The organism is uncultured Streptococcus sp., from assembly GCF_963518475.1.
Lineage (GTDB): Bacteria > Bacillota > Bacilli > Lactobacillales > Streptococcaceae > Streptococcus.
In genome coordinates, this window is sequence record NZ_CAUQJA010000002.1 from 12,477 (window position 1) to 38,026 (window position 25,550).

General features: G+C 40.1%; 30 protein-coding genes and 1 other annotated feature. Of the genes, 7 read left to right on the forward strand and 23 right to left on the reverse strand.

Going from position 1 to position 25,550, the window contains the following annotated elements; all coding sequences use genetic code 11:
• Positions 1 to 112: 112 nt before the first annotated feature.
• Genes RYK12_RS01010 through RYK12_RS01020 form a run of 3 tightly spaced genes read right to left on the reverse strand, consistent with a single transcriptional unit; the run spans position 113 to position 3,261 of the window.
• Entirely contained in the window at positions 113 to 1,372 is a 1,260-nt protein-coding gene (locus RYK12_RS01010) for an ABC transporter permease (RefSeq protein ID WP_314846488.1), read from the reverse strand.
• 1 nt (position 1,373) lies between these two features.
• Complete coding sequence (locus tag RYK12_RS01015; RefSeq protein WP_094753202.1) at positions 1,374 to 2,075, reverse strand: ABC transporter ATP-binding protein; 702 nt, start codon at positions 2,073 to 2,075, stop codon at positions 1,374 to 1,376.
• The gene (locus RYK12_RS01020; protein ID WP_314846593.1) at positions 2,059 to 3,261 is read right to left on the reverse strand and encodes an efflux RND transporter periplasmic adaptor subunit; all 1,203 of its coding nucleotides are present in this window, start codon (positions 3,259 to 3,261) and stop codon (positions 2,059 to 2,061) included. The genes RYK12_RS01015 and RYK12_RS01020 overlap by 17 nt, the downstream gene beginning before the upstream one ends.
• A 291-nt stretch (positions 3,262 to 3,552) precedes the next feature.
• Here RYK12_RS01020 and gor point away from each other — a divergent pair, with 291 nt between their 5' ends.
• Positions 3,553 to 4,899, forward strand: coding sequence for a glutathione-disulfide reductase (gene gor / locus RYK12_RS01025; RefSeq protein WP_247927787.1), 1,347 nt, complete (start codon positions 3,553 to 3,555; stop codon positions 4,897 to 4,899).
• A gap of 195 nt (positions 4,900 to 5,094) precedes the next feature.
• On the forward strand, positions 5,095 to 5,631 hold the full coding sequence (locus RYK12_RS01030; protein WP_247927786.1) for a biotin transporter BioY: 537 nt from the start codon (positions 5,095 to 5,097) through the stop codon (positions 5,629 to 5,631).
• Positions 5,632 to 5,684: 53 nt separating this feature from the next.
• On the opposite strand, the gene RYK12_RS01035 is transcribed toward RYK12_RS01030, so the two are convergent.
• A complete protein-coding gene (locus RYK12_RS01035) occupies positions 5,685 to 5,900 on the reverse strand; it encodes a YdbC family protein (protein ID WP_000807437.1) in 216 nt (71 codons plus the stop codon).
• 98 nt (positions 5,901 to 5,998) lie between these two features.
• Between RYK12_RS01035 and RYK12_RS01040 the strand changes: the two genes are divergently transcribed.
• Entirely contained in the window at positions 5,999 to 6,319 is a 321-nt protein-coding gene (locus RYK12_RS01040; protein WP_001216102.1) for a hypothetical protein, read from the forward strand.
• Positions 6,320 to 6,349: 30 nt separating this feature from the next.
• Here RYK12_RS01040 and RYK12_RS01045 read toward each other — a convergent pair whose 3' ends face one another.
• The 8 genes from RYK12_RS01045 to rpsP form a co-directional block, all read right to left on the reverse strand.
• On the reverse strand, positions 6,350 to 6,688 hold the full coding sequence (locus RYK12_RS01045; RefSeq protein ID WP_001196040.1) for an ATP cone domain-containing protein: 339 nt from the start codon (positions 6,686 to 6,688) through the stop codon (positions 6,350 to 6,352).
• A gap of 11 nt (positions 6,689 to 6,699) precedes the next feature.
• Positions 6,700 to 7,419 carry a tRNA (guanosine(37)-N1)-methyltransferase TrmD gene (trmD, locus tag RYK12_RS01050; protein WP_247927785.1) on the reverse strand — a complete coding sequence of 240 codons (720 nt, stop codon included), beginning with the start codon at positions 7,417 to 7,419 and terminating at the stop codon, positions 6,700 to 6,702.
• Positions 7,409 to 7,927, reverse strand: a complete 519-nt coding sequence (gene rimM, locus RYK12_RS01055; RefSeq protein ID WP_247927784.1) for a ribosome maturation factor RimM — start codon at positions 7,925 to 7,927, stop codon at positions 7,409 to 7,411. The genes trmD and rimM overlap by 11 nt, the downstream gene beginning before the upstream one ends.
• A gap of 30 nt (positions 7,928 to 7,957) precedes the next feature.
• Complete coding sequence (locus RYK12_RS01060) at positions 7,958 to 8,746, reverse strand: alpha/beta fold hydrolase (protein WP_247927783.1); 789 nt, start codon at positions 8,744 to 8,746, stop codon at positions 7,958 to 7,960.
• Between the two features lie 107 nt (positions 8,747 to 8,853).
• On the reverse strand, positions 8,854 to 9,405 hold the full coding sequence (locus RYK12_RS01065; protein WP_247927782.1) for a hypothetical protein: 552 nt from the start codon (positions 9,403 to 9,405) through the stop codon (positions 8,854 to 8,856).
• A gap of 7 nt (positions 9,406 to 9,412) precedes the next feature.
• The gene (locus RYK12_RS01070) at positions 9,413 to 9,739 is read right to left on the reverse strand and encodes a MazG nucleotide pyrophosphohydrolase domain-containing protein (RefSeq protein ID WP_247927926.1); all 327 of its coding nucleotides are present in this window, start codon (positions 9,737 to 9,739) and stop codon (positions 9,413 to 9,415) included.
• Positions 9,740 to 9,783: 44 nt separating this feature from the next.
• Positions 9,784 to 10,023 (reverse strand): RNA-binding protein KphA, encoded by a 240-nt coding sequence (kphA, locus tag RYK12_RS01075; RefSeq protein ID WP_000379617.1) that lies wholly within the window; start codon positions 10,021 to 10,023, stop codon positions 9,784 to 9,786.
• A gap of 19 nt (positions 10,024 to 10,042) precedes the next feature.
• A complete protein-coding gene (rpsP, locus tag RYK12_RS01080; protein WP_000268760.1) occupies positions 10,043 to 10,315 on the reverse strand; it encodes a 30S ribosomal protein S16 in 273 nt (90 codons plus the stop codon).
• A gap of 581 nt (positions 10,316 to 10,896) precedes the next feature.
• Between rpsP and RYK12_RS01085 the strand changes: the two genes are divergently transcribed.
• From RYK12_RS01085 to RYK12_RS01095, 3 genes are all read left to right on the forward strand, one after another.
• On the forward strand, positions 10,897 to 11,493 hold the full coding sequence (locus RYK12_RS01085) for a DUF3796 domain-containing protein (protein ID WP_314846493.1): 597 nt from the start codon (positions 10,897 to 10,899) through the stop codon (positions 11,491 to 11,493).
• A 2-nt stretch (positions 11,494 to 11,495) separates the two neighbouring features.
• Positions 11,496 to 11,720: a helix-turn-helix transcriptional regulator gene (locus RYK12_RS01090; RefSeq protein ID WP_001041097.1), complete on the forward strand. Its 225-nt coding sequence runs from the start codon at positions 11,496 to 11,498 to the stop codon at positions 11,718 to 11,720.
• 305 nt (positions 11,721 to 12,025) lie between these two features.
• Positions 12,026 to 12,829 (forward strand): peptidylprolyl isomerase, encoded by an 804-nt coding sequence (locus tag RYK12_RS01095; RefSeq protein ID WP_314846494.1) that lies wholly within the window; start codon positions 12,026 to 12,028, stop codon positions 12,827 to 12,829.
• A gap of 54 nt (positions 12,830 to 12,883) precedes the next feature.
• On the opposite strand, the gene RYK12_RS01100 is transcribed toward RYK12_RS01095, so the two are convergent.
• From RYK12_RS01100 to RYK12_RS01130, 7 genes are all read right to left on the reverse strand, one after another.
• Positions 12,884 to 14,425, reverse strand: coding sequence for an ABC-F family ATP-binding cassette domain-containing protein (locus RYK12_RS01100; RefSeq protein ID WP_314846495.1), 1,542 nt, complete (start codon positions 14,423 to 14,425; stop codon positions 12,884 to 12,886).
• A 1-nt stretch (position 14,426) separates the two neighbouring features.
• The gene (locus tag RYK12_RS01105) at positions 14,427 to 14,909 is read right to left on the reverse strand and encodes a VanZ family protein (RefSeq protein WP_314846496.1); all 483 of its coding nucleotides are present in this window, start codon (positions 14,907 to 14,909) and stop codon (positions 14,427 to 14,429) included.
• Positions 14,909 to 15,994: a 23S rRNA (adenine(2503)-C(2))-methyltransferase RlmN gene (gene rlmN / locus RYK12_RS01110; RefSeq protein ID WP_000804760.1), complete on the reverse strand. Its 1,086-nt coding sequence runs from the start codon at positions 15,992 to 15,994 to the stop codon at positions 14,909 to 14,911. The genes RYK12_RS01105 and rlmN overlap by 1 nt, the downstream gene beginning before the upstream one ends.
• Before the next feature lie 20 nt (positions 15,995 to 16,014).
• The gene (locus tag RYK12_RS01115; RefSeq protein WP_261016541.1) at positions 16,015 to 16,545 is read right to left on the reverse strand and encodes a YutD family protein; all 531 of its coding nucleotides are present in this window, start codon (positions 16,543 to 16,545) and stop codon (positions 16,015 to 16,017) included.
• Between the two features lie 156 nt (positions 16,546 to 16,701).
• Complete coding sequence (sodA, locus tag RYK12_RS01120; RefSeq protein ID WP_314846497.1) at positions 16,702 to 17,307, reverse strand: superoxide dismutase SodA; 606 nt, start codon at positions 17,305 to 17,307, stop codon at positions 16,702 to 16,704.
• A 172-nt stretch (positions 17,308 to 17,479) separates the two neighbouring features.
• On the reverse strand, positions 17,480 to 18,517 hold the full coding sequence (holA, locus tag RYK12_RS01125) for a DNA polymerase III subunit delta (protein ID WP_314846498.1): 1,038 nt from the start codon (positions 18,515 to 18,517) through the stop codon (positions 17,480 to 17,482).
• A gap of 32 nt (positions 18,518 to 18,549) precedes the next feature.
• A complete protein-coding gene (locus RYK12_RS01130) occupies positions 18,550 to 19,485 on the reverse strand; it encodes a dihydroorotate oxidase (protein ID WP_314846499.1) in 936 nt (311 codons plus the stop codon).
• Between the two features lie 228 nt (positions 19,486 to 19,713).
• Here RYK12_RS01130 and gdhA point away from each other — a divergent pair, with 228 nt between their 5' ends.
• Complete coding sequence (gdhA, locus tag RYK12_RS01135) at positions 19,714 to 21,060, forward strand: NADP-specific glutamate dehydrogenase (RefSeq protein ID WP_060628555.1); 1,347 nt, start codon at positions 19,714 to 19,716, stop codon at positions 21,058 to 21,060.
• A gap of 174 nt (positions 21,061 to 21,234) precedes the next feature.
• On the opposite strand, the gene rplL is transcribed toward gdhA, so the two are convergent.
• The 4 genes from rplL to RYK12_RS01155 form a co-directional block, all read right to left on the reverse strand.
• The gene (gene rplL / locus RYK12_RS01140) at positions 21,235 to 21,603 is read right to left on the reverse strand and encodes a 50S ribosomal protein L7/L12 (RefSeq protein ID WP_001196965.1); all 369 of its coding nucleotides are present in this window, start codon (positions 21,601 to 21,603) and stop codon (positions 21,235 to 21,237) included.
• 72 nt (positions 21,604 to 21,675) lie between these two features.
• Positions 21,676 to 22,176, reverse strand: a complete 501-nt coding sequence (rplJ, locus tag RYK12_RS01145) for a 50S ribosomal protein L10 (protein WP_001287277.1) — start codon at positions 22,174 to 22,176, stop codon at positions 21,676 to 21,678.
• A 38-nt stretch (positions 22,177 to 22,214) separates the two neighbouring features.
• Positions 22,215 to 22,350 (reverse strand) — a sequence feature (ribosomal protein L10 leader region).
• 76 nt (positions 22,351 to 22,426) lie between these two features.
• Positions 22,427 to 23,686, reverse strand: a complete 1,260-nt coding sequence (locus tag RYK12_RS01150) for a TRZ/ATZ family protein (protein WP_125442859.1) — start codon at positions 23,684 to 23,686, stop codon at positions 22,427 to 22,429.
• A 114-nt stretch (positions 23,687 to 23,800) separates the two neighbouring features.
• Entirely contained in the window at positions 23,801 to 25,549 is a 1,749-nt protein-coding gene (locus RYK12_RS01155) for an ABC transporter ATP-binding protein (protein ID WP_314846501.1), read from the reverse strand.
• Between the last annotated feature and the right edge of the window lies 1 nt (position 25,550).

Genomic DNA, 25,550 nt, shown 5'->3' on the forward strand with positions numbered 1-25,550 from the left:
TCCAGGCAAATGAAACCTGTTTTTCTAACACTTCATTATATCACATTTTTAAGGATTTTCGATAGGGAAATCTATACAAAAACAAGATAGACGAGTGTCCATCTTGTTGATCTTATTCATAACGAAGGGCTTCAATTGGATCAAGTTTCGATGCCTTGTTGGCTGGCAAGACCCCAAAAATCATACCAACACTAGCCGAAACTGCAAGACTAAATAGGGCAACTGGGATTGATACTCCCACTTCTATACCCGCAATCAAACCTTGCAATAGTATACCAGCTATAGCGGTCAAGCCTGTCGCAATTGTCAAACCAATGACTCCGCCTAGCAAGGTCAAAATCATGGATTCAATCAAAAACTGGATTAAAATATTAGCACGTGTTGCACCCAAAGCCTTACGAAGACCAATTTCACGCGTTCGCTCTGTCACCGAAACCAGCATGATGTTCATAACACCAGTCCCACCAACAAAGAGGGAAATCCCCGCAATGGCACTAATAATCGTAGTTATAAAGCCGAACAGTTGTTGTACTTCTTGGAAGGCTGCAGTCGCATCTGCCACCTGATACTCCCCTTGCTGAAGACCAGCAATCTCGGTCAATTTTCTAGCTAATTCTGGTCCCACAGTCGGTGTCAAACTGGTATCATTGACACGGAAGACAATATCAGAAATTTCATCCATATTGAAGTTATTGGCAAGAGAAATATTAGTCGTAATTGGAAGTCCACCAATACCAAAAGTCTTGGCAGTCTTGGCTTCATCGCTGGTATAGACACCAATGACACGATAGCTAAAGCCACCAACATCTATAACCTGGTTAACAGCTTCTTGAGCAGATCCAAACAGGCTATTAGCAAGTTCTTGGTCTAGTAAAATGACACTGGCCACATCTTTATAATCCTGAGCTATGAGACTTCGTCCTGCAACAATTTCATTTTCAACCGCCTTCATGTAAGTAATATTTCCACCTGTCAAGCTAGCGCGCTCCACTTTTTTGTCTTTATAAGACAAGGTGGTATTGGTCGAGTTGGTTACATAGTAACTGTCCACACCCTTAAGTTTAGCAGCCTCCTTGACCCAAACTTCTTGTGGTTTTGGTGGTTCCACAGGAACATCCTCTTCTTTCCCAGACACTGTCAAAGCTGATTGTTTTTGGGTAAAAGAACCGTCTTTACTTTTAATAGGCGAGAAAAAGACATGGATATTCTTCTGTGACTTGGTCATATTTTTATTAACCTGACGAGACATAGAATCTCCCAGAGCCATAATCACAACAACTGAGGAAACACCGATAACAATCCCAATCATGGTTAAGAAAGAACGCATCTTGTGGGCCATGATAGATGAAAAGGCAAATTTCAGATTCTGCATCTTAGTTTTCCTCCTTCTCTAACTGAGCACTATCCGATGAAATAACTCCATCTCGAATGACAATCTGGCGTTTAGCATAAGCAGCGATCTCAGGCTCATGTGTTACCATGATAATGGTTTTTCCTTCTTTGTTTAGTTCAACTAATAATTGCATGATTTGGTTACCTGTTTTGGTATCCAAGGCTCCTGTCGGTTCGTCCGCTAGGATAATAGAAGGATTGTTTACCAAGGCACGCGCAATAGCCACACGTTGCTTTTGACCACCAGATAATTCTGAAGGCAAATGGTGACTGCGTTCTGTCAATTCAACCTTATCTAAATATTCCTCAGCTAACTTGCGACGTTTTGAAGATGAAACTCCCGCGTAAATCAAGGGCAATTCTACGTTTTGCAGAGCATTAAGTTTAGATAGAAGAAAGAACTGCTGAAAGACAAATCCGATTTGTTGGTTACGGACCTTGGCTAGTTGTTTTTCACCTAATCCAGCCACTTCTTGACCTTCAAGATAATATTCTCCACTGGTTGGTGTATCCAACATCCCAATCGTATTCATGAGAGTGGACTTACCAGACCCAGAGGGTCCCATGATGGCAACAAACTCACCCTCATTCACTTCTAGGTTGATATTTTTGAGAACCTGCAGTTCTTGGTCACCATTACGGTAACTTCTGCAGATATTTTTTAGACTAATTAGTTTCTTCATCAGCCTTCACCTCTTTTCCTTCCTCTAGAGAAGACGTTGGGTTACTGATGACCTTGACTCCATTTGTCAGACCTGAAGTGATTTCTTGGTTGTCTGCATCAGCATTGCCCAAACCAACTTCCACTTTCTTAGCCTTTTTCTGCTCGTCAAGCACCCAGACATAGTTCTTATCATTTTCAGTCACAACACTTGTTAGAGGAACCAGAATAGCTTTACTCTTATTCTTAACCTCAACACTTACTGAGAATCCTTGTTTCAAGTCACCGATTTCACTTGTAACATCGATGGTATATGGATATTTAGAACCAGAATTACCACCTGCTGCGGCAGTAGCTGCACTTGCTGCTTCACCATTGTTTTTAGGGTAGTCAGAAATGTAGCTAATCTTACCAGTCCAGCTCTTATCTTGGTACACTTTAGAAGTGAAGGTTACTTCTTGTCCTACAGAGAGGTTGGCAAGGTTATATTCAGATAGTTCACCCTTAACTTGCAAGTTTTCATTACTTACGACATGAACGACTACTTGGCTAGCTCCTGTTGGAGATTTAGAAACATTACGGTTGACTTCGACCACAGTTCCCTCTAAGGTACTGAGAACCGTCATTGCATCCAACTGACTTTGAGCCTTGCTTAATTGCGCTGCTGCATCTGCACGAGCATCACGAGCATCACCTAATTGTGCATCAATAGATGACACTGCATTTCCTGAGACTGGAGCTGGAGTTTGGGCTGCAGCTCCTTCGCCTCCTGCTGGTACTGGTAACTGGGGAGCTGAAGCAGCTTCATTTCGTGCTTGATTGAGTTCATTGATATGACGATCTGCCTTAGCTACTGCTCGGCTAGCTGAATCATAGGCCGCCTGGGCTTCTGAACTACTGTACTTAACTAAAGCCTGCCCTTCGCTGACCTTATCACCCACAGAAACAAGGATTTCATCTAAATCTCCCTTACTAGCATCAAAATAAACATATTGTTCATTTTTTGCTGTTACTGTCCCTGACAATAATACAGAGGACGCCACGCTTCCTTCCTTGGCAACAACAAGATGAGTAGGCTCATCTTTTACCGCGGTCTGAGATGGTTGTCTAAAGAGCAAAATCCCCCCAGCACCTAATACAACTACACTGGCAGCACCGATTGCTGCATACAATTGCCACTTTTTAGCTTTACGATTCTTCTTCATAATGAAACTCCTTTTTGATTTAAAGTCCTTAACAATATTATATAAAAATTAGCAAATATAAACAATAACAGTTTAGAACGAAATAATGACATTTCGGGATTTGATTATTGTTCGGAATCCATTTTTGTTACCATTGTACTAGTTATATAATACACTTTATTTTTTCTTTTTGCAAGCCTTTTCTTTAATTTTTTTTGAACGTAGCAGATTTTTGCAATCAAATCAAAAAAAAGATAGAATATGACTATCAAAAAATGACACTCTACTATTTAAAAGAGTATAAAGGAGTTTTAAATGAGAGAATACGATATCATTGCTATCGGTGGTGGTAGCGGAGGAATTGCTACCATGAATCGTGCTGGTGAACACGGAGCCAAAGCGGCCGTTATTGAGGAAAAGAAATTAGGTGGAACCTGTGTCAATGTCGGCTGCGTTCCTAAAAAAATTATGTGGTACGGGGCGCAAATCGCTGAGACTTTCCATCAATTTGGAGAAGACTACGGCTTTAAGACTACTGATCTTAACTTTGACTTTGCTACCCTACGTCGTAATCGTGAAGCCTACATTGATCGCGCTCGTTCTTCTTATGATGGCAGTTTTAAACGCAACGGTGTAGACTTGATTGAAGGTCATGCTGAATTTGTAGATTCTCATACTGTCAGCGTAAATGGTGAACTCATTCGTGCCAAGCATATCGTGATTGCTACAGGTGCCCATCCAAGTATTCCAAACATTCCTGGTGCTGAGCTAGGTGGCTCTTCTGATGATGTATTTGCCTGGGAAGAATTGCCAGAGTCAGTTGCTATTCTAGGCGCTGGTTATATCGCCGTTGAATTGGCTGGCGTACTCCACACCTTTGGTGTCAAGACAGATCTCTTTGTTCGTCGCGACCGTCCTTTACGTGGTTTTGATTCTTACATCGTTGAAGGTTTGGTAAAGGAAATGGAAAGAACAAACTTGCCACTTCATACTCACAAAGTCCCTGCCAAATTAGAAAAAACTGCTGAGGGCATTACCATTCATTTTGAAGATGGTACTAGTCACACAGCTAGTCAAGTTATCTGGGCTACTGGTCGCCGTCCAAACGTTAAGGGCTTGCAACTTGAAAAAGCTGGAGTAACTCTGAACGAACGTGGCTTTATCCAAGTGGATGAATACCAAAATACTGTTGTTGAGGGAATCTACGCTCTAGGTGATGTGACAGGCGAAAAAGAACTAACTCCAGTTGCTATCAAGGCTGGACGTACTTTATCTGAACGTCTCTTTAACGGCAAAACAACTGCAAAAATGGACTACTCAACTATTCCAACTGTTGTCTTTTCACACCCTGCTATCGGAACTGTTGGTTTGACAGAAGAACAAGCTATCAAAGAATATGGTCAAGACCAAATCAAGGTTTACAAATCAAGCTTTGCATCTATGTACTCTGCCGTTACTAGCAATAGACAAGAATCCCGTTTCAAATTGATCACAGCTGGTTCAGAAGAAACAGTTGTCGGACTTCATGGAATTGGCTACGGCGTTGATGAAATGATTCAAGGATTTGCTGTTGCTATCAAAATGGGAGCAACCAAGACTGACTTTGACGCAACTGTGGCGATTCACCCAACTGCATCCGAAGAATTTGTAACCATGCGTTAATCGAAACAAAAGAAGCTGATACAAATGTGTCTGCTTCTTTTTTGATTATTTACGAATCAACAAAACAATTATCCAACTTAATTAGTAAGCAAATCGGCCGTTACAGTCTTTGTTACCTTGTTTTAAAAAATCGGTTGACAATAATTCCTCTTCGAGTATAATAGTTACTATACATCAGAAAAGAGGTTAACTATTTTGAAAAAAGCTCACGTTTATGCTCTCCCTGCTATTGGGGCTGCTCTCATTGCTGTATTGGCACAAATCAGTCTTCCAATTGGACCTGTTCCCTTCACTCTGCAGAACTTTGCAATCGGCTTGATTGCTACTGTCTTTAGACCGAGAGAGGCTGTACTTTCTGTTGGACTCTATCTTCTTCTAGGTGCTATCGGTCTTCCTGTCTTTGCAGGAGGTGGAGCTGGTTTTCAGGCGTTAGTTGGCCCTACTGCAGGCTATCTTTGGTTTTATCTTGTATACTCTGGACTTACTTCTTCCCTAACTAACAGCAAGAGTGGTGTTGTCAAGATTTTTCTTGCAAACCTCTTGGGTGATGCCCTTGTCTTTATCGGAGGGATTCTCAGCTTGCATTTTCTAGCTGGAATGCCATTTGAAAAAGCTCTTTTTGTGGGGGTCATTCCCTTTATCATTCCAGACCTTGGTAAACTTCTAGCTATTAGTTTTATTAGCCGTCCATTACTTCAACGCCTTAAAAATCAGGCTTACTTTACTAACTAAAAAAGGATATCGAGTTATCATGACTCAGTATCCTTTTCTTTTATTTTGACAACTTAGTTACCTTTAAAAGCATCCACCATCGTTTGAAATTCTTCATTGGAGAGAGTAATCCCTTTGCCCATTTTAGTATGGTCTGGACTCCAAGCACGAATATCAAACTTTGCAGGAGCACCATTAAAGCTCACACGGTTGATTTCCTTGGTCCAACCTTTTTCGTTTTCAGAAAGAGTCAACAAGTGCTCTTCAATTTTAAATGTAAATTCTGCCATTTTCTTCTCCTTTTTTAGCTTTCATTTGATTATTCGTAAAATCTTGTAGATTTTAGGAAAATTTTATATAATATTGATATAAAAGAAGGGAGGCCACTATGAGACATAAATTCCAGCAAGTTCTAGATAAAATACATGACTTTTTAAATGGACATGAAGAACCAGACCAGACTGAAAGCAACTCCCTTACAGCCACTATTGAAGAGGCTATCCAGAAACAAACTGCTGTTCACCTGATCTTGTCAGAGACAAGTTTTACAGGTGACATCATCAAATACGATCAGCAACGCCAGCAAATTATCGTGAAAAATTTTGCCAAAAATGTGACCCGTATTATCCGCATAAGCGATATTCAACGCCTGCGATTTGTCCCTTCAACTGTCCAAACAGCCCAAAAAAATAGATTTAAGAAAGAGTGAGATGTAGTTGCTTCATCCCACTCTTTTTTCTTAGCGAATTTGTTCAAAATGTAAATGAACTGCGATATGATCTCCATAACCACTTCTTTCCAAGTCACGTTGTAGACGATAGGAAATGTAGTGTTCTGCTATGGTAATGTAACCTGCACCCAGTAAACGATGTTCAACCATAGACTGAATCATGCTGATGGTAGCACGTTCCACCTTGGCTTCTTCCAAATCCAAAACCACTTTCTTAGTGACTTGTGCAAGGTTTTGACGCAAATCATCTGTCAATACATAGACAGTCTGGGCTGCCTTTAAGATAGCTTGATAAATCTTATCTGGATTAAATTCAGCAATTTCTCCATCACGTTTGATTACTTGCATAGATTTCTCCTTTATTCTTTGTTTTCTTTAATTTCTGCCAGCATTTTTTCTTCTTCTGCTGTCAGTTGATAATTTTCTAATAAATCCGGTCTGCGCTCGTAGGTTTTCTTTAAACTCTCATACAGTCGCCACTGACGAATCTTTTCATGGTGCCCGCTCATCAGAACATCTGGTACGACCATACCTCGATAATCATAAGGACGTGTATACTGAGGATATTCAAGAAGACCAGAAGAAAAACTATCATCTTGGTGGCTAGATTCCTTGCCAATCACTTCTGGAATCAGGCGAACTGTAGCATCAATCATGGTCATGGCCGCCAATTCTCCTCCAGTCAAGACATAGTCGCCTAGAGAAATCTCATCTGTCACCAAGGTCTTAATGCGCTCATCATAACCCTCGTAGTGCCCGCAGATAAAGATTAGTTCTTCCTCTTGAGCCAAATCCTCAGCATAAGTCTGATCAAATTTCTTCCCTGCAGGATCAAGGAGAATCACGCGCGGATTTTTCTTTTCAATAGCATCAAAGGCATCGAAAATAGGTTGGGCTCGGAGCAACATCCCCTGTCCGCCTCCGTATGGCTCATCGTCGACATGGCGGGCCTTTTCAGCATATTCTCGAAAATTATGATACTGAATATCCAAGAGCCCTTTTTCACGAGCCTTTCCAACAATTGAGTGCTCCAGTGGAGAGAACATCTCTGGAAAGAGGGTTAAAATATCAATTTTCATCGTCTAACCCTTCTAAGATTTCCACATCGACGCGGTTATTTGGAATATCGACATTGAGAACCACTGGTGGGATATAAGGCAATAACAAATCACGCTTGCCTTTTCGTTTGACCACCCAGACATCGTTAGCACCTGGTTGTAGGATTTCCTTGATGGTTCCGACCAAGTTATCACCCTCGTAGACTTCCAAACCGATAATCTCGTGATAGTAGAATTCACCATCATCTAGATCGTCCAAATCGTCCTCAGCAACCTTGAGACTGTATCCTTTGTACTTTTCGATAGCGTTGATATGGTACATATCTTTGAATTTAATGATGTCAAAGTTCTTCTGTTTACGGTGGCTAGCAATAGTTACTGTTTGAACAAACTGATCTTTTTCATCAAACAAGGCCAGCTCAGCCCCTTTTTTAAACCGTTCTTCTGCAAAATCCGTCACAGACAAGACTCGCATCTCACCCTGCAATCCTTGCGTATTGACGATTTTCCCAACATTAAAGTAGTTCATCTTGTCTCCTGTAGTCTCCTTCTTTCCATCTTATTCTGACAATTCTCGAATAATAGTCGCAATTTTTTCTGATTCTGACCATTGTAAATAATGGTTATTCCCTCCTAAAATGAGTTTAGTATTGGAAGTCCAATATTCTGATTCTCTGTACTCTTTTTCTCTATAAGCCTGACAAAAAATAAACACAGGAATATAAGATTCTATAGATACATTCTCAAAATCTTCCTCAGTAATCTCTCCAGATATCTGAAATCCTGGATCTTGATTTTCCAACTCTGAACCTTTTTCTTGCATTATTTTCCATATTTCTTTATTAATTTCAGGGCTAAATGTTGCTTGAGTTAAGTTCTTAAAATAAAGTTCAGGACCATACTCGTCAATCAGTCTCATCTGCTCTTCCATTTCTGGATAAGGATTTTCTGAAAAATCAGCAAACATGACTTTTTTAGTTGTCGGTTCCATTGCTACTAAAGCCTGACACTTAATTGGTTTGTTGAGCAATTTACAAGCTAAAATTCCACTCAAACTATGTACACAAAGTATATATTCAGAAATCCCTAATTCTTCAAGTACTTCATAAACCGCATCTGCAAGATTATCTAGATTTTTTCCAGCTTGGTCATGAATCGGACTCCTACCTGTGTTCGGAAAATCAATTGTCAAATAACCAATTGTAGGAGGAAGTTTTTCAAGTATAAGTGAAAAATTTTCATAACTTGGTAGTAAACCTGCACCACTTAAACAAACTAGCATTTTCTTTTGCTTTTGATAAGTAACAGAGAGACTACCAATTTCTGTAGATACTTCAATCCTCTTCATAGAGAAATCCACTCGTTCTATATAATGAATTATTAAAAATCCTTATCCTTTATTTTAACACGTTCCAAGGATTTTCTCAAGTTAGAGGAAAATACATAGAGGGCCCGCTATAGTCCAAAAAGTGCTAATATTTTCCTCTTTAATGTTAATTTATATTTGAAAGATGAGATATTTACATTCCCGTTATACATATTGCTATAAAATGTATATTCCCCAATTTCACCCTGACTTGTTTTCCATTTCATTCTTAAACTAGGCATATTCTCTGGTAAATTTGTATGAATCAATAAGCATGTATAATTCTTTAAATTTTTAACTGTATGCAGTTTATTATTTACAATCAAACAATCGTTTCTTGAATCATAGTTTAAAGAATAAAATTCTACTATTTCAATATCAACTTCTTTGGGATAAAAAATCAAATGATTAAAAGGTTTGCTACTTATATTATGTGTAAATTCATGAATATAGTGAAAATTTGTATGTAAAGATTCAACCTCGAATGGTTTAATTTCCTTGATTTCAATATTATTGATATAAACCTTATTTTGGAAAGTTATCTTTATCATCACAGCAATAAATGTCGCAATTTGTAAAATTCGTAATAGCCAATCAATATACATTGACCAATCTATGTTAAAAACACAATCAATATTCATTCTTTTTTCAGTTTTCTTTCAAAAATCCTTCCAAATCACGCTCATGCTGATATTTGATAGCCGCCTTTTTGTCTTTTTCAAAAATGATCTTGGTTAGATCTATATCGTTGATGGCTGCGATTGCGACGGTGTAGTGAATGACATCAGCCAGTTCTTTTGCTAGTTCCTCGTTAGAATCCTGAACGCCCTCTTTTCTACCAGAACGACCATTCAAAACCTCAGCTACTTCTCCGACTTCCTCCACTAACTTCATAAAAAGACCTTCCTCAGTCCGAGACTGCTGGTAATGTTCCAGTAAGTAGTCTTGTAATTGTCTAAACGTTAAATCCTTCATATCCTGTTCCTTGCAAAAAAAGCGAGACATTCGTCCCGCCCTTCTTATTTTTCGTCAATAACGATTCTTACTTTTTTGTCTTCAGTTGGGACAGAGTAGACAATCGTTCTTATCGCAGAAATAGTGCGACCCTTACGACCGATTACACGACCCACATCGCTTTGATCAAGATCCAAATGATATTCCAAAAATTCTGGTGTATCTTCAATCTTGATAGTTAAGGCATCTGGTTGTGAAATCAAGGGTTTCACAATCGCAATAATGAGATTTTCAATCGTATCCATCTGTCAACCTACTTTAAACTTATTTTGAGAATTTAGAATCGTGGAATTTTTTCAATACGCCTTCTTTTGAAAGGATGTTGCGAACTGTATCTGAAGGTTGAGCTCCATCAGCCAACCATGCAAGAACGCGGTCTTCTTTCAAAGTTACTTGGTTTTCAGCAACAAGTGGGTTGTAAGTTCCAACTGTTTCGATGAAACGTCCGTCACGTGGTGAACGTGAATCTGCTACGTTGATACGGTAGAAAGGTTTTTTCTTAGAACCCATACGAGTCAAACGGATTTTAACTGCCATTTTTAAAGTCTCTTTTCTTATTTTTTATTTCGGTGAAATAGCTGAGCTATTTAGCACATGTTCTATTATAACAGATTTCTGATAGGTGTCAAGAAAAAAACTTGACAGACTATAAAATTTTTAAACCATTCAGAAATTTGTTATATTTTTAAAGAAAAATCAGAAAGAGAATGTCATAAATACTATTTTAGAAACATTTTATAAAGACCATCAACTCAAACCCTTCATATCGCCTGAACGTGATTTGGATACTTGGCTCCTAAATCCCAAGCCCGTTCCCAAGCTAAATATCAAGAATTTTAAGAACGATATCTACTGATTGATTTCAAAAAATATGAATCAATAGATTATAAATAGGGGAATAGTTTAGGTCTGTAAAAATTAACTTCTACACCTACAAAGCTTATTCTGACAGACTTTATAACAGTCTAAGAAAAAAAGTAGAGATTCATACAGTATCTAGATTTTCCAAAAAATTGCCACCTTGGCACATAAATTCTTGCTTTCCAGATTTAAATGTGATATATTTATAACATAAAATTTAAGTGTTATATATTTATAACATAAAAAAGGAGTCTATCATGAAAAAAAGTCAAAAAATGCGTGGCCTCATTGCAGTGATTGCCGTAGCTCTCTTTATTGATTTTACTGTTTTATTTGGTTCTAATCTTAGTTGGGGACCCAAGTTAGTTATTACTGGTATTTCAGTGTTAGGTCAAATTGTAGCTATTTGGGGCTGGCTACATAGGAAACCACGGCCTCATAAAAGTCAGAAAGGTAAGGGAAAGATTATTTTTGACTTGTCTGCTAAGCTTTACGCGATACTTGTGTTTGCAGCAAGCATTTTTTATACAGTAGGAATTTGGGTTGCGAACCCAAGCGAAAGTTCTGGTATTAAAGAATGGATTTTAGGAATTGGCCTCGTTATTGAAGTGATTGTATTTGTTTTTTTCTCCTTGAAAAATGTCAAGGAAACTCCGGACGAACGCTTTTATGCTAATTTAGCCAAGGCAGCTAGCTTGATGTTTTTTTTTATACTAGGCGCACTGATGATACTAGCAGTTATCATTGGGTATATGGGGTCTCTCACTCTTTACATGGGACAGATATTTATTAGCATAGCTGCCTTGATTTTCATCTTTGCGGTTGTCTATTTTATCTTGGAACGTAGAGGATAAGCATGGCCAAAGAAAGCAAGATTATTACTAATCTCAAATCTGTTCGTGAGTCCACAGGCATGACCCAGCAGGAGTTAGCCGACCTCATCGGCATGCGACGCGAGACAATTCTGCACTTGGAAAATAACCGTTACAATCCTTCGCTGGAAATGGCTCTTAAAATTGCTCAAGTTTTTAATCTGAAAGTAGAAGACCTCTTTGAACTCAGACAGAAAGAGGAAGCATAATTCTTTTCGAGACCTAGTATTAAGTTCATTGACTAATTAGGAATTGAAGCCAAAAGAAAAAATCCTTTGAAAATGTGCTCTTTTAAAATATAGTAATTCTTTCGAATTAACGTTTACTAATTGTGATGCTTTACGAGCTTTCTTAAGATCTGGTTTCCTAAATACTTCGAGTACACTTATGGTATTGATACCTCTAAACAAGCGACTTTCAGGTTGGCTTCCTCTTAAACTGTCTTGTCACTAACATTTGAAATCCACTTCCTTTTAGGGTACAATGGTAGAAATAAATTTTTGAGAGGAACAGAATGAAAAAACTAGCAACCCTTCTTTTACTATCCACTATAGCCCTAGCTGGGTGTAGCAGCATCCAACGTAGTCTGCGTGGTGATGACTATGTTGATTCCAGTCTTGCTGCTGAGGAAAGCTCCAAAGCAGCAGCCCAATCTACCAAGGAGTTAAACGATGCTTTAACAAACGAAAACGCAAATTTCCCACAACTATCTAAAGAAGTAGCTGAAGACGAGGCTGAAGTGATTCTCCACACAAGTCAAGGAGATATCCGTATCAAACTCTTCCCCAAACTCGCTCCTCTAGCGGTTGAAAACTTCCTCACTCATTCCAAAGAAGGCTACTATAACGGCATTACCTTCCACCGTGTCATCGATGGCTTCATGGTTCAAACTGGAGATCCAAAAGGCGACGGTACAGGTGGTCAGTCCATCTGGCATGACAAGGATAAGACTAAAGACAAGGGAACTGGTTTCAAAAACGAGATTACTCCTTATCTCTATAACATCCGTGGTGCTCTTGCTATGGCTAATACTGGTCAACCAAACACCAATGGCAGCCAGTTCTTCATCAACCAAAACTCTACAGATACCTCTGCTAAACTCCCTACAAGCAAGTATCCAAAGAAAATCATCGAAGCCTACAAAGATGGTGGAAATCCTAGTCTAGATGGTAAACACCCAGTCTTTGGCCAAGTGGTTGACGGTATGGATGTTGTAGATAAGATTGCCAAAGCAGAAAAAGATGAAAAAGACAAACCAACTACTGCTATCACAATCGACAGCATCGAAGTGGTGAAAGACTACAATTTTAAATCTTAAAAACCAAAAAATACAGTATCCACATTCGGTACTGTATTTCTTTTACTCTCATTCTTAAGTTAAACTATTAAAATCCCAGATTTGGTCCATCCAGCCATCATAGAAGTCTGGTTCGTGACAGACCATAAGAATCGATCCCTTGTATTCTTTAAGAGCACGTTTGAGTTCATCCTTGGCATCCACATCCAGGTGGTTAGTCGGTTCGTCCAGCACTAAAACGTTGTTTTCACGATTCATCAAGAGACAGAAACGAACCTTGGCTTGTTCCCCACCTGACAAGACCTGAATCTGGCTTTCAATATGCTTGGTTGTCAGACCACATCGGGCAAGGGCTGCACGAACTTCTGCTTGGTTAAGGGCAGGAAAGGCATTCCAGACGGCCTCTAGTGGCGTTTGACGATTGCCCCCTTCTACTTCCTGCTCAAAATAACCAAGTTCTAGGTAGTCACCACGTTCAACTTCCCCAGCAATTGGTGGAATAATACCCAAGAGAGACTTCAAGAGAGTTGTTTTCCCGATACCGTTGGCACCGATAATAGCAACCTTTTGATTGCGTTCAAAGGTAAGATTTAAAGGCTTAGTCAGAGGACGGTCATAACCAATCTGCAAATCCTTGGCTTGGAAGATAAAGCGCCCTGGCGTACGAGCTGATTTGAAATCAAAGGATGGCTTTGGTTTCTCACTTTGGAGTTCGATAATATCCATCTTATCCAATTTCTTCTGACGAGACATGGCCATATTTCGTGTTGCAACACGCGCTTTGTTTCGAGCGACGAAGTCCTTGAGGTCGGCAATCTCTTTCTGCTGACGTTCGTAGGCAGCCTCCAGCTGAGATTTCTTCATGGCATAGACTTCTTGGAACTGGTAGTAGTCACCAGAGTAACGCGTCAGCTGTTGATTTTCCACATGGTAAACAATATTGATAACGTCATTTAGGAATGGAATATCGTGTGAAATAAGGACAAAGGCATTCTCATAGTTTTGGAGATAGCGCTTGAGCCAATCAATATGCTCAGCATCCAAGTAGTTGGTCGGCTCGTCCAAAAGCAAGATATCAGGCTTTTCAAGGAGGAGTTTAGCCAAAAGTACCTTGGTTCTTTGCCCACCTGACAAAGAGGTTACATCTGTATCCATGCCAAAGTCCATGACACCAAGAGCACGCGCCACTTCGTCAATTTTGGCATCCAAGGTATAGAAATCACGACTCTCCAAACGATCTTGGAGTTCTCCAACTTCTTCCATGAGAGCATCAACGTCCGCTCCGTCTTCAGCCATTTCCATATAAAGGTCATTGATACGAGCTTCAGCTTTGAATAGCTCATCAAAGGCCGTACGGAGAACATCGCGCACCGACTGCCCTTCAGCAAGGACAGAGTGCTGATCCAAGTAACCTGCCGTCACATATTTGGACCACTCAACCTTCCCTTCATCTGGCAACATCTTACCAGTCACAATACTCATAAAGGTCGATTTTCCTTCACCATTGGCACCGACCAGACCGATATGTTCTCCCTTGAGGAGACGGAAAGACACATCTTCAAAAATTGCACGGTCACCAAAACCGTGACTCAGATTTTTAACTTCTAAAATACTCATTTTAATTCCTTATCTTATTTTTAGGTAATTGTTTATAGAGGAGCCAAGCCAGATAGCCACCTAAGGTGTTGGTCCACAAATCATCAATCTCAAAGACGCGATTGAAATCAAAGAAAAAGTCCAAGACTAACTGCGTACACTCAATTCCAAGACTCACAAGAAAACTGAAAAAGATCACTTTTCTTATTTGCCTCAAGTTTGGAAGGAGATAAAGGAGTTGGAATATCAAAGGAAAAAGTAAGAAGGCATTGAGGATATTTTGTAGAAAAAGCCAACATAATTGTCCTATGTCACTCACTTCGCCCAGTTTCCAGAGAGAATTGAAAGGAGTCAAAAGAAAAACCAGGCGTCCAAGATGCTGAATACCTGGAGTTTCCACTCCTACGGGAGAATGTTCTTGAGGAGTAAAGCAAAAATAGACAATGCAAATGCTATAGAAAATGACTCCCCAGACCAAAATATGATTATAAGTCTTCTTCATCATTAAGGATTGACTGCTGCAACTGCTTTCTGGCGGTCACGTTTCATTGTATTAGAGCGCAATTGTCCACAAGCTGCATCAATATCAGTACCATGCTCTTGACGAACAACACAGTTAACCCCTTTTTTCTTAAGCGTATCATAGAAGGCCAGGACGCGCTCTTTAGGACTACGGCTATATTGGTCATGCTCACTAACTGGGTTATAAGGAATCAAGTTTACATAAGACAATTTCTTGATATTCTTGAGCAATTCAGCCAATTCCAAGGCTTGTTCTACACCATCATTGACTTCATTGAGCATGATATACTCAAAGGTCACACGACGATTTGTTGTTTCGATGTAGTACTCAATAGCAGCAAAGAGTTTTTCAATCGGAAAGGCACGGTTAATCTTCATGATGCTTGAGCGCAATTCATTATTGGGTGCGTGAAGGGAAACAGCCAGATTGACCTGAACTCCTTCATTAGCAAAATCACGAATTTTATGGGCCAAACCTGAGGTTGAAACCGTAATGTGACGAGCACCGATAGCCATTCCCTTGTCATCATTGATGGTACGAACGAAATTCAAGACATTGTTATAGTTATCAAAAGGCTCACCGATACCCATGACAACGATATGGCTGACGCGTTCATCCTGACCACGCTCATCAAAGTATTTCTGAACCAGCATGATTTGCGCTACAATTTCCCCATTATTGAGGTCACGTTGTTTCTTAATCAAACCAGAAGCACAGAAGGTACAACCGATATTACAGCCGACCTGAGTGGTCACACAGACTGACAAACCATAGTGCTGACGCATAAGTACTGTCTCTATCAACATACCATCTGGCAATTCAAAAAGATATTTAACTGTCCCATCAGCAGACTCTTGAACAATACGTTGTTTCAAGGGATTGACCACAAACTGGTCATTAAGCTTAGCAATCAAATCTTTTGACAGGTTGGTCATTTCTTCAAATGACTGGACACGTTTACGGTAAAGCCATTCCCAGATTTGGTCTGCACGGAATTTCTTTTCTCCCTGCTCCAAAACCCATTCCTGCATGGTTTGACGTGTTAAACTATAAATTGACGGTTTCATTTCTTCTCCTTATTCTCTACTCACTTCTGACGAATGACAAAATGACGTTGCCCCTTGTCCTCTTTCTGAGAATGCTGGTCTTTCTGACGACGTCTATTTTTCTTATCTGCATTCGGTTTTCGTTTTGTTTGAGCCGGTTTTTTTCCTTTTCTAGAAGGTATTTCTTCTTCCTTCTTTCGCATTTTCTTGTCAAATGATGCTCGCTTAGGGGCTTCATTTTCTAGGACAAAATAGGCACAACCATAACTACAATACTCTAAAAGGTAGTCTTGTAAACGACTGATTTTTTCAAGTTTTTCTTCTGTTCGGTCATCCTTGTAAAAACCTCGTAAGCGAAGCTGTTCGTTGCTCCAATCTCCCACGATATAATCAAACTTGGTTAAGACTTCTGAAAAACGCTGATTAAAAGCCGTCACATCAAAGGCATCCTTGATATTTTCCACCAAGGAAAAAGCTATCCCTTCCGTTTCAACCTTGTCCCCGTGTAAATGAAACTCAGGACCAGGAAACTTGTTATAGTTGTATAATTCAGGTGCAATTTCTTTTCGCATAGATATCCTTTTTTCACGATTACTTAATACTTTATTCTACCATAATTTCTATCAGTTAGCACGTTTCTCATAAAAATGAAAAAAGTCTGACGATTTTGTCAGACCAAAATAATATAACCTTAAAAAGAGAAGAACAATTCTTCCCTCCAACTATCATTATTTAGCAGCTGCGTACAATTCATCTACTTTATTCCAGTTGATTACTGAGAAGAAAGCTTTGATGTAGTCAGGACGCACGTTGCGGTATTTCACGTAGTAAGCATGTTCCCAAACGTCCAAGCCCAAGATTGGTTTTTTACCTTCTGAGATTGGTGTGTCTTGGTTTGCTGTTGAAGTCACTTCAAGTTTACCCTCTTGGTTAACAACCAACCATGCCCAGCCAGAACCGAAACGAGTTGTTGCTGCTGCAGTGAAGGCTGCTTGGAATTCTTCAAATGAACCAAATGTTGCATCAATTGCTGCTGCAAGTTCTGCTGAAGGAGCTGTTTTCTCAGGAGTCATCAATTCCCAGAAAAGAGCATGGTTCAAGTGTCCACCACCATTGTTAATAAGCGCTTGACGGATATCAGCTGGAATAGATTCTACATCAGCAAGCAAGGCTTCAAGGTCTTCACCGATTTCAGGGTGTTTTTCTAGAGCTGCATTGGCATTGTTGACATAAGTTTGATGGTGTTTGTCATGGTGCAAGTGCATTGTTTCCGCATCGATGTATGGTTCCAAAGCGTCGTATGCATATGGAAGATCTGGTAAGATAATAGCCATCTGTAATACCTCTTTTTCTTTCTATATGAAAATGATAACGCAAACATTCACTTTTTTCAAGTTTTTTGCTTATAGATGAAGAAATCACTGAGATACTTTCTAATAAAACAAGCAAATCAGCAAGAAACCCACGACAAGATAATCCTGACGCGAGTTGTAGTTTCAAAAAATGTCAATTGGCCTGACTAGCAATCTGTAGGAGTGCCTTTTCAAAAAGGAAACTCTTTTCATAAAGACCTGTCTTAATCTGATAGTCTGTCTCAATCAAATAAGAAATAGCTTGCTTCAAAAAGCTCAAGGAAAGTCCTCGTGAATCCCTCAGAGCAAACTTAATCTGATAGGGATTTGGATTGCGTCCGAGAAAACTACCTAAACTACTTCCAATCTGCGATTCTGTTTGCCCAGACTCCGCCAAAATTTTCACCTGAGTAAAAGTCCGAAATTGTCCTAGCATGACTGCAATCAGTTTGATTTCATCTTCACCTTGCAAGGTCAAGTCTCTAACCAAATCGCGCGCCTGGTCCATCTTTTTAGTCAGAATAAACTGAGTTAAATCAAAAATATTGTCCTGTAAGGTCTTGGGAATTGCGTTAACAATATCCTCTTCCTCGATAACAGAATCTGCCTTATAAGACTGTAAAAAGAGGAGATTTTTCTGGATTTCGCTAAATTGAAAACCAGATTTGATAAGGAGATTTTCAAAAGAATGATTGGCAAACTGCAGACCTTGTTTCTGGCTCCACTTTTGGAAATACTGTCGCAATTCTTGTTCTTTTGCTTCTACTGCATCGAAGACCTTAGCATCACGCTTAAGTAATTTAACCAACCTTCTTTTGCTATCCAGCTTTCCTTCCGCAAAGATCAACAACTTGGTTGTTGGAGAAGGATTGTCAAGGTATTCCTCAAATGACTTGAGCTCATCATCTGTTAAAAAGCGTTTCTTGGCTGTTGTAATATCGACAAAATGATCCAATATCACGATTTTCTCATCCGCAAAGAAAGGAAGGCTGACCAACTCCAGTTCCACATCCTTGTAAACTACTTCTTTCATATCAAAGTAGGCAAAGTTGAGGTCAGCAGAATCATAGCCAATCTGTTTCAATACTTGACTCTTCATAACTTCAAACTGACCCTGATCTGTCCCTGTAAATAAGCTCAGACTAGGTAAATTTGATAAAGTCAACTTCTGGCTTTCTTCAATGGCTAGCATCTTCTCTCCTTTCTTCTAATTTTTTAATGAATTTAATCAATATAGCGCAATTTCCCACGGAAATCTTCTAGGCTTTCGTACCCTTTTTCCGCCATGATTGCTTTCAGTTCATTAGTAATACGATCAAAAGCACCAACTCCCTCTTTGTGAAGGGTGGTTCCCACCTGCACCATACTCGCTCCACAGAGGATATGTTCAAAGGCATCACGACCAGTCAAAACGCCACCGGTTCCGATGATTTGGATTTGAGGATTTAAGCGTTGATAAAAGGCATGAACATTAGCTAGAGCAGTTGGTTTGATATACTCACCACCAATGCCACCGAAACCATTTTTAGGACGAATAACGACAGACTCATCTTCTATATAAAGGCCGTTTCCGATAGAGTTGACGCAGTTGACAAACTTAAGAGGATACTTATTGAAAATAGCTGCCGCTTGGTCAAAGTGAACAATGTCAAAATATGGTGGCAATTTAATTCCAAGAGGTTTGGTGAAGTAGGCAAACACCTCTGCCAAAATCCGGTCTGTTGTCTCAAAATCATAGGCAATCTGAGGTTTTCCTGGAACATTTGGACAGGAGAGGTTTAGCTCAGTCAGACCACGAAAATCACTCTCTTGGACTTTTTTCAAAATAGTATGGGTTTCCTCTGGAGACATGCCAACTAGAGATAAAAAGAAAGTTCGGTTTGGCTCTTTTTCCTGCAAGTCCAAAAGATAGTCCAAATAATAGTCTAAACCATTATTTGGCAAGCCCATAGAGTTGATAGAACCAAGTGGAACATCTTGGTAGCGTGGCTCAGGATTTCCCTGACGAAAGTCCAAGGTTGCTGTCTTAGTGACAAAGGTTCCTGCCGCTGAGTTTTTAACCCCTTCTAACTCCTCTATCGTCATACAAGCCACACCTGCTGCATTCATCAAACAATTGTCAAACTCAAAGCCAGCTATTTGTGTTTTCGTTGATACCATGATTCTAATCCTCCAGATTCCTTTTATTGCTAATATTATATCACATTTTCAGATTTTCTCTTTGAGAAAGATATTTACAAGAAAAAGGTTCGTTTTTATCTATTTTCAAAAAGTCTCAAAACTAAATTGATAGAATTTTTAGAAAATTTTTGTTTTTCTCTTTACAGTTAAAAAATTTTCTGCTATAATGACTCATGTAATAAAATATAACAACAAAAGGAGAACGATATGACATCTGCTAAAGAATATATCCAAAGCGTGTTTGAAACTGTAAAAGCTCGTAACGGGCACGAGGCTGAATTCCTCCAAGCTGTCGAAGAATTTTTCAACACTTTGGAACCTGTATTTGAAAAACACCCTGAGTATATAGAAGAAAATATCTTGGCACGTATTACTGAACCAGAGCGCGTGATTTCTTTCCGTGTTCCTTGGGTTGACCGTGATGGAAAAGTTCAAGTAAACCGTGGCTACCGTGTTCAATTCAACTCAGCTGTTGGACCATACAAAGGCGGACTTCGTTTCCACCCAACTGTAAACCAAGGGATTTTGAAATTCCTCGGATTTGAACAAATCTTTAAAAACGTCTTGACTGGACTCCCTATCGGTGGAGGTAAAGGTGGATCAGACTTCGATCCTAAAGGTAAAACAGATGCTGAAGTGATGCGCTTCTGCCAAAGCTTCATGACTGAACTGCAAAAATACATCGGCCCATCACTTGATGTACCTGCTGGTGATATCGGTGTTGGTGGACGTGAGATTGGTTACCTTTACGGTCAATACAAACGCCTTAACCAATTTGATGCTGGTGTCTTGACTGGTAAGCCTCTTGGATTTGGTGGTAGCTTGATTCGTCCAGAAGCAACTGGTTACGGTTTGGTTTACTACACTGAAGAAATGCTCAAAGCTAACGGTAATAGCTTTGCTGGTAAGAAAGTTGTTATTTCAGGTTCTGGTAACGTTGCTCAATACGCTCTTCAAAAAGCGACTGAACTTGGTGCAACTGTTATCTCTGTATCTGATTCAAATGGTTATGTCATCGATGAAAATGGTATCGACTTCGATCTTTTGGTTGACGTTAAAGAAAAACGTCGCGCTCGTTTGACTGAGTATGCAGCTGAGAAAGCAACCGCTACTTATCATGAAGGTTCTGTATGGACTTACGCTGGAAACTATGACATCGCTCTTCCATGTGCGACTCAAAACGAAATCAACGGTGAAGCAGCTAAACGTTTGGTTGCTCAAGGCATTATCTGTGTATCTGAAGGTGCCAACATGCCAAGCGACCTTGATGCCATCAAAGTTTACAAAGAAAATGGTATCTTCTACGGACCTGCCAAAGCTGCCAACGCTGGTGGTGTAGCCGTTTCAGCCCTTGAAATGAGCCAAAATAGTCTTCGCCTTTCATGGACTCGTGAAGAAGTTGATGGACGTCTCAAAGACATCATGACAAACATCTTCAACACAGCTAAAACAACTTCAGAAACATACGGTCTTGATAAAGACTACCTTGCAGGAGCTAACATTGCTGCCTTTGAAAATGTAGCAAACGCTATGATTGCACAAGGTATTGTTTAAGACTCATTTGCTTAATCCTCAATCGCTCTGATTGGGGATTTTTAGCTTGAATTAAAAAGTTGGAAAATTACTTACTCGCCCCCTTTTTTGCCCCTTCTTGAACAAAAAGAAAAACCGCTACTCCTAAGAATAGCGGTTTAATCATGTTTTTAAGCTACTAATGTAGTCGCTCTATTATTTAAGAGTAACTGAAGCTCCAGCTTCTTCCAATTTAGCTTTGATTTCTTCAGCTTCTGCAGTTGCAACGCCTTCTTTAACAAGTGCTGGTGCACCGTCAACAAGTTCTTTAGCTTCTTTAAGTCCAAGACCTGTGATTTCACGTACAACTTTGATAACGCCAACTTTTTTGTCGCCTGCAGATGTCAATTCAACGTCGAATGAATCTTTAGCAGCACCAGCGTCAGCAGCACCAGCTGCAGCAACAGCTACAGGAGCAGCTGCAGTTACACCAAATTCTTCTTCGATAGCTTTTACAAGGTCGTTCAATTCAAGGATTGAAGCTTCTTTAATTTCAGCAATAATGTTTTCAATGTTCAATGCCATTGTTATTTCCTCCAAATATGTTTTAAATTTATAATAGATTTTCGTAGCTAGGCTACGCTGCGTAGCTTAAGATTAAGCTGCGTCTTCTTTGTTGTCTGCAACCGCTTTGACTGCAAGAGCAACGTTGCGCACTGGCGCTTGAAGTACAGAAAGGAGCATAGAAAGAAGTCCTTCGCGGTTTGGAAGAGTTGCAAGAGCAAGAATCTCTTCTTTAGATGCGACAGCGCCTTCGATTGCACCACCTTTGATTTCAAGTGCTTCAGCGTTTTTAGAAAAGTCGTTCAAGATTTTCGCTGGTGCGATAACATCTTCGTTAGAAAATGCTACTGCAGATGGTCCAACAAATACAGATGCAAGATCTTCAAGACCAGCTTTTTCAGCTGCACGACGCAAGATTGAGTTTTTAATAACTTTATACTCAACTTCGCTTCCACGAAGCTCACGACGAAGAACTGTATCTTGCTCAACTGTCAAACCACGAGCGTCTACAACGACGATAGATGCAGCAGCTTTCATTTTCTCAGCTACTACGTCAACTAGTTCCGCTTTTTTAGCAATAATTGCTTCACTCATTAGTGTGTTCACCTCCGTTATTATTTTGCTTGGGGAAATTTTTCAAAAGAAAAACGCGCCCAAACCTAGACACGAAAGTACAATACGCTTCTTTTTACATGATACGTTTTGTCCTCGGTAGGATATTTATGAGTCGAGCTCCCCTACTGTCTTAGGCAGTTTTTTCAAACCGTATATAAGTATAGCATAGTCAAAAAAAGAATGCAAGATTTTTGCAAACTTTTTTTAAGATTTTTTCGTGATTTTTCTTTTAAAGTTCTACTGTTAGGACCTGACCTTGCTTAACAACCTGTTCTCCTGCAATATAGACATCATCAACATCACTGGACTTGACAGCATAAACCAGATGGGAAAGCATATTTTCTTGAGGTTGGAGATGAATTTTCCCTTGTGGTTGGATGACCAGAAAATCTGCTTGCTTGCCGACTTCCAAACTTCCTATCTGTTCGTCCATTCCAAGAACCTTAGCACCTTCTATCGTTAGAGCTTTGAGAGCTGTTTCGATAGGGAATTGGCTGGCATCCCCACTTTTCATCTTCTGAAGAAGGGCTGCAGTTCGACCTTCCTCAAACATGTCTAAATTATTATTAGAAGCGACCGAGTCAGTCGCAATTCCTACTGCTATTCCTGCTTTTTGCAGTTGGATGATGGGAGCAATCCCTGATGCCAATTTGAGGTTACTGATAGGATTGTGGGCAATAGCCACTTGAGAAGTTGCCAAGCGTTCAATTTCTCTCTCGTTTAATTCGATCCCGTGAGCAAAGACAGACGGATGATCTAAGTAACCCAGTTCTTCAAGAAAGGCGAGGGGGCGTTTGCCGTATCGTTTCAGGATAATTCCTGACTCCTCCTTGGTCTCCGCCACGTGGATATGGATTGGAATAGCAAGCTCTTTTGCCATATCTAAGCTTTCTGCCAGCAAGTCTCTATCACAGCTGTAGGGAGAATGTGGGGCTACCATCACCTTGAAATTTGGATTTTTATATCCAATAATTTCTTCAATGATTGCTCGAGTTCTGCTTATCGTCTCAGCAGTTGTTTCTGTCTCCGAAGAAAAGAGGGTTGGTGAGAAATAACAACGCATCTTGGAAGTTTTCACTGTCTGATAAATCCGCTCAATATCCACACCATTGGGATTATACATATCGTTGAAGGTTGTTGTTCCCGACTGGAGCATCTCTGTCAGAGCCTGCTTGACTGCCTTTGTGGTCATCTCTGGTGTAAAGTCTGCTTCTGCTGGCCAGATATAGTCATTAAGCCATTCATGGAGATTGCTATCATCTCGAATTCCTCTCAATCCTGTCATAGCAGAATGGGTGTGACAATTGACCAAACCAGGCATAATCCAGGCCCCCTGATAGTCTATAATCTGCTCAGCTTGCTCTAAAATCTCTGAATTCTCTTGACCGACATAGACGATTTGAGAATCCTTAACTGCTAAGATTCCATTCAGATAAACATGGAAATCTTGATCACAAGTCACGATATTTACATGCTGAAAGACTTTCATTCTAGGCTCCTTTTCTAAAAGACAATTTACAGTGAATAATTTTTCTAGATATTGTAACAAAAAAGTAACCCGAAGGCAACTTTTTTCGTTCATAAGATTTTAAAATAGGAAGGCTTATTCTGAGCTAAAAGCTGCAGCTTGCTGCATTTGGTAATACTTGCCCTTTCTAGTCATGAGATCCTGATGATTGCCATGCTCCACGATGTCACCATTCACCAAGACAAGAATCAAATCTGCATCCTGTATGGTAGGCAAGCGGTGGGCAATAATAAAGCTTGTTCGCCCTTTCATGAGTTTGGCAAAGGCATCCTGTACCAGCACTTCTGTCCGCGTATCAATGGAGGACGTCGCCTCGTCTAAGATAAGAATCTTGGGAATAGCTAGAAAAACTCGGGCTATGGTCAAGAGCTGGGCCTGACCGACAGAAAGAGATTCTCCAGCATTTTCCAACTTGGTATCGTAACCCTGTGGCAACTGTTGGATGAAAAAGTCTGCATTGGCTGCTTTGGCAGCAGTAATCACCTGCTCCCGACTGCCTTCAGGATTTCCAAAGGCAATATTGTCATGAATGGTTCCTTGCTTGAGCCAGGTTTCTTGGAGCACCATACCAAACTGCTGGCGTAAAGAGTCACGACTATAGTCATAAATGGATTTCCCATCCAGCAAGATATCTCCCGAGTTAATGGGATAAAAACGCATGAGGAGATTGATAAGGGTTGATTTTCCAGCACCTGTCGGACCAACAATAGCCACCTTGCTACCAGCTGGAATATCAATAGATAAATCCTTAATCAAAATCTTTTCAGGATGGTAACCAAAAGAGACATGTTTAAAGGAAATAGCTCCTTTAACTTGGTCACTGGTCAAGACTTCCTTACCAGTTTCAGCCAGCTCAGTGCTATCTAAGACAGCATAGACACGCTCTGCGCAAGCAAGAGCACTTTGCAACTCAGCTAGCACTGAGGAAATATCGTTAAAGGGCTTAGTGAACTGTTGGACATAATTCAAAAAAGTCACTAAACGCCCGATAGTCAAGGTAGAGCCTATCATGATACGATAAGCTCCCACTCCAGCTAGAAGCGCATAAATGAGCGCATTTACAAAGCGAGTCGAAGGATTGACAGTTGAAGAATAAAAGATGGCTGACTGAGAATAGCCTGAGTAGTTGTCATTCGCCTCATACAGTCTTTGGATAAACTCTGTCTGAGCATTAAAGGACTGGATAATGGTCTGCTGGCTAAGCGATTCTTCAATCAACTGAGTCTGAATGCCCCTCGTCTCTGTTTGCTTCTGGAAGAGATGATAGGAGCGTTTGGCAATAAAACGTGAAATCACCATAGACAGTGGCGTCAACAGCAAGACCAAGAGGGTCATGAGGAGATGAATTTGAAGCATAGCTAGAATACTAACCAAAATCATTAAGACGCCAATAAAAAATTGATTAAAAATCATGGTCAAACCGGCCGCCAACTGTTCTATGTCTGTGGTCACACGACTGACCATCTCGCCACTGCCTTGCCGATCCACAAAAGCAATCGGTAAACGGTGGAGCTTATGGATGATTCGCTCTCGCAAGTCTCTGGTATAAGAGAAGATTAGGCGATAATAAAGAAGAGGATTGGCCCATTGTACCAGAGTATTTCCTATGACTACCAAGAGCATCTGAAGTAAAATTTGCCAAAAAACTGGCGAAGAACCAGCCACTAGGACTTGGTCGATGACCTGCCCAATCAGAATAGGTAGGTAAATCGATAAGCCAACTTGGGCAATAGTTCCTAGAAAGGCTAGGAAAAGGAGGAAAGGATGGCTTGATAAATCTTTTGCCAAACGTTTGAGCGTCTGGTTTGCAGTTTGTCGTCTCATG

What these genes read in the sequence shown, in the direction of transcription:
- RYK12_RS01115 (WP_261016541.1), bottom strand. Translation starts at nt 16,545, where the DNA reads ATGCGAAAAGAAATTGCACCTGAATTATACAACTATAACAAGTTTCCT.
- RYK12_RS01040 (WP_001216102.1), top strand. Translation starts at nt 5,999, where the DNA reads ATGAGACATAAATTCCAGCAAGTTCTAGATAAAATACATGACTTTTTA.
- RYK12_RS01095 (WP_314846494.1), top strand. Translation starts at nt 12,026, where the DNA reads ATGAAAAAACTAGCAACCCTTCTTTTACTATCCACTATAGCCCTAGCT.
- holA (WP_314846498.1), bottom strand. Translation starts at nt 18,517, where the DNA reads ATGCTAGCCATTGAAGAAAGCCAGAAGTTGACTTTATCAAATTTACCT.
- gdhA (WP_060628555.1), top strand. Translation starts at nt 19,714, where the DNA reads ATGACATCTGCTAAAGAATATATCCAAAGCGTGTTTGAAACTGTAAAA.
- RYK12_RS01045 (WP_001196040.1), bottom strand. Translation starts at nt 6,688, where the DNA reads ATGCAAGTAATCAAACGTGATGGAGAAATTGCTGAATTTAATCCAGAT.
- RYK12_RS01085 (WP_314846493.1), top strand. Translation starts at nt 10,897, where the DNA reads ATGAAAAAAAGTCAAAAAATGCGTGGCCTCATTGCAGTGATTGCCGTA.
- trmD (WP_247927785.1), bottom strand. Translation starts at nt 7,419, where the DNA reads ATGAAAATTGATATTTTAACCCTCTTTCCAGAGATGTTCTCTCCACTG.
- RYK12_RS01130 (WP_314846499.1), bottom strand. Translation starts at nt 19,485, where the DNA reads ATGGTATCAACGAAAACACAAATAGCTGGCTTTGAGTTTGACAATTGT.
- sodA (WP_314846497.1), bottom strand. Translation starts at nt 17,307, where the DNA reads ATGGCTATTATCTTACCAGATCTTCCATATGCATACGACGCTTTGGAA.
- RYK12_RS01065 (WP_247927782.1), bottom strand. Translation starts at nt 9,405, where the DNA reads ATGAATATTGATTGTGTTTTTAACATAGATTGGTCAATGTATATTGAT.
- RYK12_RS01035 (WP_000807437.1), bottom strand. Translation starts at nt 5,900, where the DNA reads ATGGCAGAATTTACATTTAAAATTGAAGAGCACTTGTTGACTCTTTCT.
- rpsP (WP_000268760.1), bottom strand. Translation starts at nt 10,315, where the DNA reads ATGGCAGTTAAAATCCGTTTGACTCGTATGGGTTCTAAGAAAAAACCT.
- RYK12_RS01070 (WP_247927926.1), bottom strand. Translation starts at nt 9,739, where the DNA reads ATGAAGGATTTAACGTTTAGACAATTACAAGACTACTTACTGGAACAT.
- RYK12_RS01010 (WP_314846488.1), bottom strand. Translation starts at nt 1,372, where the DNA reads ATGCAGAATCTGAAATTTGCCTTTTCATCTATCATGGCCCACAAGATG.
- rplJ (WP_001287277.1), bottom strand. Translation starts at nt 22,176, where the DNA reads ATGAGTGAAGCAATTATTGCTAAAAAAGCGGAACTAGTTGACGTAGTA.
- kphA (WP_000379617.1), bottom strand. Translation starts at nt 10,023, where the DNA reads ATGGATACGATTGAAAATCTCATTATTGCGATTGTGAAACCCTTGATT.
- rplL (WP_001196965.1), bottom strand. Translation starts at nt 21,603, where the DNA reads ATGGCATTGAACATTGAAAACATTATTGCTGAAATTAAAGAAGCTTCA.
- RYK12_RS01150 (WP_125442859.1), bottom strand. Translation starts at nt 23,686, where the DNA reads ATGAAAGTCTTTCAGCATGTAAATATCGTGACTTGTGATCAAGATTTC.
- RYK12_RS01090 (WP_001041097.1), top strand. Translation starts at nt 11,496, where the DNA reads ATGGCCAAAGAAAGCAAGATTATTACTAATCTCAAATCTGTTCGTGAG.
- RYK12_RS01060 (WP_247927783.1), bottom strand. Translation starts at nt 8,746, where the DNA reads ATGAAGAGGATTGAAGTATCTACAGAAATTGGTAGTCTCTCTGTTACT.
- gor (WP_247927787.1), top strand. Translation starts at nt 3,553, where the DNA reads ATGAGAGAATACGATATCATTGCTATCGGTGGTGGTAGCGGAGGAATT.
- rlmN (WP_000804760.1), bottom strand. Translation starts at nt 15,994, where the DNA reads ATGAAACCGTCAATTTATAGTTTAACACGTCAAACCATGCAGGAATGG.
- RYK12_RS01100 (WP_314846495.1), bottom strand. Translation starts at nt 14,425, where the DNA reads ATGAGTATTTTAGAAGTTAAAAATCTGAGTCACGGTTTTGGTGACCGT.
- rimM (WP_247927784.1), bottom strand. Translation starts at nt 7,927, where the DNA reads ATGAACTACTTTAATGTTGGGAAAATCGTCAATACGCAAGGATTGCAG.
- RYK12_RS01155 (WP_314846501.1), bottom strand. Translation starts at nt 25,549, where the DNA reads ATGAGACGACAAACTGCAAACCAGACGCTCAAACGTTTGGCAAAAGAT.
- RYK12_RS01015 (WP_094753202.1), bottom strand. Translation starts at nt 2,075, where the DNA reads ATGAAGAAACTAATTAGTCTAAAAAATATCTGCAGAAGTTACCGTAAT.
- RYK12_RS01105 (WP_314846496.1), bottom strand. Translation starts at nt 14,909, where the DNA reads ATGATGAAGAAGACTTATAATCATATTTTGGTCTGGGGAGTCATTTTC.